3 protein-coding genes are annotated in these 6513 nt (G+C 71.9%); 2 read left to right on the forward strand and 1 reads right to left on the reverse strand.

Annotation, left to right across the window (positions count from 1 at the left end):
• Both VIP82_RS04690 and VIP82_RS04695 read left to right on the forward strand, forming a co-directional pair.
• The coding region (locus tag VIP82_RS04690) for a glycoside hydrolase family 3 C-terminal domain-containing protein (RefSeq protein ID WP_331906151.1) at positions 1 to 2074 on the forward strand (2074 nt) is incomplete at its 5' end.
• A 236-nt stretch (positions 2075 to 2310) separates the two neighbouring features.
• Entirely contained in the window at positions 2311 to 5214 is a 2904-nt protein-coding gene (locus VIP82_RS04695; protein WP_331906153.1) for a lamin tail domain-containing protein, read from the forward strand.
• 79 nt (positions 5215 to 5293) lie between these two features.
• On the opposite strand, the gene VIP82_RS04700 is transcribed toward VIP82_RS04695, so the two are convergent.
• Positions 5294 to 6136 (reverse strand): alpha/beta fold hydrolase, encoded by an 843-nt coding sequence (locus VIP82_RS04700; protein ID WP_331906155.1) that lies wholly within the window; start codon positions 6134 to 6136, stop codon positions 5294 to 5296.
• Positions 6137 to 6513: the final 377 nt, after the last annotated feature.

Raw genomic sequence — 6513 nt, forward strand, 5'->3', positions numbered from 1 at the left:
CGGCTCGTCGTTCGACCCCGACCTGCTCGTTCGCGTCGGCGCGGCGCTCGGCGAGGAGTCGCAGGCCGAACGGGTCGGCGTGCTCCTCAGCCCGGGCATCAACATCAAGCGGTCGCCGCTGTGCGGCCGCAACTTCGAGTACCTCTCCGAGGACCCGATCGTGTCGGGCGTGCTCGGCTCGGCGCTCGTGCGCGGCCTGCAGTCGCAGGGCGTGGGCGCCTCGCTCAAGCACTTCGCCGCCAACAACCAGGAGGCCGATCGCATGCGCGTCTCGGCCGACATCGACGAGCGCCCGCTGCGCGAGATCTACCTGCGCGGCTTCCAGCGGGTCGTCGAGGACGCGCAGCCCTGGACGGTCATGTGCTCGTACAACCGCATCAACGGCGTGTACGCGTCGGAGGACCCGTGGCTGCTCACGCAGGTGCTGCGCGACGAATGGGGCTTCGACGGTCTCGTGGTCTCGGACTGGGGCGCCGTGAACGAGCGCGTGCCCGGCATCGCGGCGGGCATGGACCTCGAGATGCCGTCGTCGAACGGCGTCACCGACGCGCAGATCGTCGCGGCCGTGCAGGACGGCTCGCTCGACGAGTCGGTGGTGGATGTCGCCGCCGGCCGCGTGCTCGACCTCGTGCACAAGGCGACCGAGGGCGCAGGAGCGGTCGAGGGACCGCTCGACGTCGACGCCCACCACGCGCTCGCGCGCGAGGCCGCCGGCCGCTCGATCGTGCTCCTCAAGAACGACGGGGTCCTGCCGCTCGCGAAGGACGCGAAGCTGGCCGTGATCGGCGAGTTCGCCGCGGCGCCTCGATATCAGGGCGCCGGTTCGTCGATGATCAACCCGACGCGCCTCGATACCGCGCTCGAGGAGATCCGCGCGCTCGCCGCCGGCGAGGTCTCCTACGCGCAGGGCTTCAGCAACGCGCTCGACGTCTCGGACGACGAGACGGCGGCGCTCCGCGACGAGGCCGTGGCCGCGGCATCCGCTGCCGACGTGGCCGTCGTGTTCCTGGGGCTGCCCGCCCGTCTCGAGTCCGAGGGCTACGACCGCGACGACATCGACCTGCCGGCCGCGCAGCTCGCACTGCTGGATGCGGTGCTCGCGGCGAACGCGAACACCGTCGTCGTGCTCTCGAACGGCGGCGTCGTGGCGCTGCCGTTCGCCGACCGCGTGCCGGCGATCCTGGAGGGCTGGCTGCTCGGCCAGGCCGGTGGCGGTGCGACCGCCGACGTGCTGTTCGGCGCCGTGAACCCGTCGGCCAAGCTGACCGAGACGATCCCGGTGCGGCTCGAGGACACCCCGGCGTTCCTCGACTTCCCCGGCGAGTTCTCGCACACCCGCTACGGCGAGGGCCTCTTCGTCGGCTACCGCTGGTACGACGCGCGCCGCCTCGAGGTCGCGTTCCCCTTCGGTCACGGCCTGTCGTACACGACCTTCTCGTACGCGGATGCCGCGGCCGCGGTGGACGCCGACGGCGACGTCGAGGTGACCGTCGCGGTCACGAACACCGGCGAGCGCGCCGGCCGCGAGGTCGTGCAGGTCTACACGTCGCTCGGGGAGTCCTCGGTGCAGCGGGCGCCGCGCGAGCTCAAGGCGTTCGCGTCGGTCGCGCTCGAGCCCGGCGAGACCCAGGTGGTCACGCTGACCGTGCGTCGCAAGGATCTCGCCTACTGGGACGTCCGCGCCGACCGCTGGGTGGTCGAGGGCGGCGAGTACGCCGTCGACGTCGCGGCGTCGAGCCGCGACATCCGCTCGTCCGTATCAGTGGCGGTCGACGGCGACGCGTTCACGCTGCCGCTGTCGCGCACGTCGTCGTTGGGCGAGGTGCTGCGCCACCCCGTGGCCGGCCCGATCGTGCAGGCCGCGATGGCCCAGATGCTCGGCGGTGTCAGCGACAGCGCGGCGTCGATCATGCCCGAGGGCGTCGACATGTCGAAGATGATGGAGTCGTTCCCGATCGGCCGCATCGGCATGATGGGCGCCCTCGCGGGCGACGGGCAGGGGGTAAGCCCCGAGATGATCGACGGTCTCATCGCGATGGCGAACGCCGGCGGCGCGCCGCAGCAGCAGGTCTGACACGCCTGACCGGATGCCCCGGCACCGAGCCCTGCGCGGGCACGGTGCCGGGGCATCCGTCGTCTCGGCGGGGCCATGCCGCGTGCGCTGCGTGCGATGCGGGGCGTCCGTCGTGCCCGGCGCCCACCAGCCGGTGGCCGCGCGTTCGGCTCGGCGACACCGCGCGTTCACCCGCCCTTCGCACACCGTCGAGACGCTGGGCCGAACCCGAACCCCCTCGTCGAAGGTGACCGCCGATGCGATCTCATCCGTCTTCCCGCGCGCGTGTGCGCGCCCTCCTCGCCGCCACGGCCGTGGCGGCGCTCGCGGCCGTTCCGGTCCTGGTGGCACCGGCGGCCTTCGCCGCCGAGCCCCCGACGATCGTGAATGAGGTCGAGACCGCCGCGGTCGGGTCCGAGCCGACGAGCGCCGGCGCTGCCATCCTGATCAACGAGGTCAACTCCGACCCCACCGACTGGATCGAGCTCACCAACAGCGGCACCAGCGCGGTCGACCTCTCGGGCTGGCTGCTGGCCGACAACGCCCGCCTCACCGACGCCACCCACCTGCAGGCGATCGCAGCCGGGACCACGCTCCAGCCCGGCGCGTTCGTGAAGCTCGACTACACCGCGGCCGGGCTCGGCAAGGGCGACGAGGCGAACCTCTACCTCCCCGACGCGACGACGCTCGTCGACACCACCACGTGGCCGGCCGGCACCCACGCCACCTCGTGGGGTCGCTGCGCCGACGCTACGGGCGCCGGCGCCGGTGCCGGTGCCTTCCAGGCGACCACGCCGACCCCGGGTGCCGCCAACGTGTGCACCGTGACACCGCCACCGCCGCCGGCGGCGCTCGACCCGAACTGGGACGACATCGAGATCAACGAGATCGCCTCGCTCAACGACGACGACCCGGGCAACCCCGGCTTCGGCGACGCGGTCGAGCTGGTCAACACCGGCTCGCACGGCGTCAGCATCGAAGGCTGGTACCAGACCGACAGCGGTGCGGTCACAGGCGCGGCGCCGCTGACCCTGGCGGATCTCAAGACCTGGGACGGCGACTCGCTCGAACCGGCCGGCTCGTGGATCGTCCCGGCCGGCGGGTACGTCGCGTTCTCTTCGAAGAAGGGCCTGTCGGGAGAGGGCGACGCCGTGAAGATCTACGGCCCGGGTGCCGACGCGGCGAGCCGCCAGCTCGTCGACGAGCAGGCGTACGGCGACGGCGATGCCGGAGTGTCCGACTCGTACGACTCCGACGCGCGCGCCTTCGCGGCCTGCCCGGATTCGTCGGAGGAGTTCTGGCGCGTCACGCAGAACAGCTTCGGTCAGGACAACACCTCCTCGTGCGCGACGAAGTCCCGCCGACTGGACACCCCGGTCGTCCTCAACGAGGTCTCCAACGTCGACGGAAAGGCCGAGCTGCTCAACACCGGGTCGGGGGCCATCGACATCTCGGGCTGGGAGCTGCGGGATGCGCAGGATGCCGTTGTCCACACCGTTCCCGCCGGCACCACCCTCGCGACCGGGGCGTTCTACGTCGCGGTCGACATCGCCGGGCTCGACAGCGCCGACTCGCTCACCATCCGTCGCGCGGACGACGGCGCGAGCGTGATCGCGCACACCTGGTACGAGGACGGCATCGCGTCCTACAGTCGCTGCGACCTGTTCGGGACCGTCTCGTACGTCGAGACGCCGACCGCGACGTGGGGCACGGCGAACGCCTGCCCGGGCCTGAGCACCGAGACCTGGCCCGGCGCCGCCGAGGTGTCGGTCGCCGACGGGGTCGACGCCTTCACCGATCTCGACGCCAATGACGAGGGCGACGTGTCGGGGGCAGCGTTCGACCCCGCCGATCCGAGCATCCTCTGGGTCGTGATGAACAAGGGCCGTCTGTTCAAGATGCAAGCGGTGGACGGCGTCTACGAGTCGTTCCCCGAGTGGCTCGGCGGCATCCCGCTCCGCTTCGCCGACGGCGGCGGCGAACTGGACGCCGAGGGCGTCACGGTCGCCCCCGACGGCGCGGTCTACATCACCTCCGAGCGCGACAACGGGCGGGCGAAGGACACGTCGTCGAACAAGGTCGCCCGGTTCGACGTGAGCGCCGTGACGGCGGCGACCACCGAGCTCGTCGCGACGCACGAGTGGGATGTGAACGAGTTCGTCACGACCGGCACCAACCTGGGACTCGAAGGCATCACCTACGTGCCCGACGCCTTCCTGGTCGCCTCCGGCTTCGAGGTCGACGGTGCCGCGTACACCGCCTCCGACGACGCCACTCCCGGGCTGTTCGTGACGGCGGTGGAGGCCACCGGCGCGCTGCACTTCTTCTCTCTCGCCGTGGGCGCCGCTCCCGTCGAGGTGAAGGTCGAGACCTCCGGCCTCCCGTGGTCGATGGACGTCGCCTACGACGCGGATCGCGGCGCGCTGTGGGCGCTGTGCGACGACAGCTGCGGCGGCGTCTACAACCTCCTCGAGGTCGTCGACGGAGACTTCGAGGTCGCGCACTCCTACGCCCGTCCCGCCGGGATGCCGAATCTCAACAACGAGGGCATGGCCGTCGCGCCGGCATCCACGTGCGCAGACGGCTTCCAGCAGGTCGTGTGGGCCGACGACGGTGACACCGACGGGCACTCGCTGCGCACCGGTACGCTCCCGTGCCCGCAGACGGACGGTCCGGGCGAGCCGGGTGGACCGAGCGAGCCGGGTGAGCCGGGTCAGCCGACCCCGACGCCGAGCACGCCGGGGACGCCTGGGCCGGCATCCGACGGCCAGCTCACCGACGCGGCGCGTGGTTCGGTCGACGCGCCGGCGTCGGCCGCGGCGGGGCAGACGGTGACGCTCTTCGTCGGGACGCAGTACGCCGGCGACACCGTGGGGGTCTGGCTGCACTCCACCCCGATCTGGCTCGGCGCCCACGTGGTGAGCGCGGCGGGCACGGTGACGGTGACCCTGCCCGCGGGCGTCGCCGCGGGCGAGCACCGGCTGGTCGTGCTGGATGCCGACGGCAACGTGATCGGCTGGACCGAGGTGACCGTGACGGGGCCGCTGGCTGCGACAGGTGCCGACGGCGCCGGTCTTGCCGCCACCGCGGGGCTCGCCGCCGCTCTGATCGCCGCGGGCGCTCTCGCGGTCGTGCTGCGGCGCCGCCGCGCTCACGCCTGACGCGGGAACGACGAATGCCCCGGCACCGCAGGTGCCGGGGCATTCGTGTCGCGTCGTGCGTCAGCTGTTGAGGAAGGTGTCAGCTGTTGAGGAAGGCCAGGAGCGCCTCGTTGACCTCGGCGCCGTGGGTCCAGAGCAGGCCGTGCGGGGCGCCCTCGAGCTCGACGTAGGTGGCGTCGGGCAGGAGCTCCTTGAACCGGCGGCCGGTCACGTCGATCGGCAGGATGTTGTCGGCGGTGCCGTGGAGGATGAGCGTCGGCACGTCGATGGCCGGGATGTCGGCGCGGAAGTCGGTCGGCCACGTGAGCGGCGCCGCCGCGATCGCGGCGTTTCCGGCGAGGTTCGCGATCTGCACGCTGCCGTCGAGCGCCTCCTGCGAGATGCGCGTGCCGAGGTTGTCGTCGAGGTTGTAGAAGTCCTTGAAGAAGCCGGCGATGAACGCGTATCGGTCGTCGCGCACGGACTGCGCGATGCCGTCGAAGAACTCCTGCGGGCCGGCGCCGCCCGGGTTGTCCTCGTTCTTGAGCAGGTAGGGCTCGAGCGAGCCGAGGAACGCCGCCTTCGCCACGCGGCCGCTGCCGTAGCGCGACAGATAGCGGGCGATCTCGCCGGTGCCCATCGAGAAGCCGACGAGGACGGCGTCGCGCAGGTCGAGGTCGTCGATCAGCGCGTGCAGGTCGGCCGCGAACGTGTCGTAGTCGTAGCCCGCACCCGCCTTGGTCGATGCGCCGAAGCCACGACGGTCGTACGCGATCACGCGGTAGCCGGCATCCAGGAGCGCCGCCTGCTGCTTGCCCCACGACTCGCCGTTCAGCGGGAAGCCGTGGATCAGCACGACGGGCTGCGCGTCGGCCGGTCCCTGGTCGGTGTAGTAGAGGTCGATGTCGACCGAGTTCTCGGTTCCGACGGTGATGTACGCCACGATCGCTCCTTACGCGCGCGGATCGGATGCCCGCGCACCAGGTTCGACGCTAGAGCGCGCCGATCCATTCCCGCCACACCTTGCGCACCGTGCGTCGCCCCTTCTCCCCACGTTCACTTGCGCTGAACGTCCGCTCCCGCGCGGGGTCGGCGTACGTTCAGCGCAAGTGAACAGGGAGGGCGGGGCGACGAACGCGGGGGTGCGGCGGGACGCGTGGGGCGACGGGCGAGCGGCGAGGGTCAGTCGCGGGCGGCGCCGGCGGACGGGGTCACGGTGAAGATCGTGGGGGCGGCGAAGCCGGCCGTTGCGAAGGCGGTGGTGGCGGCATCCGTCACGGCCTGCACGCGGTCGCGGGCGACCAGGGCGATCGCCGCGCC

This window comes from Microbacterium sp. (assembly GCF_036566905.1).
GTDB lineage: Bacteria > Actinomycetota > Actinomycetes > Actinomycetales > Microbacteriaceae > Microbacterium.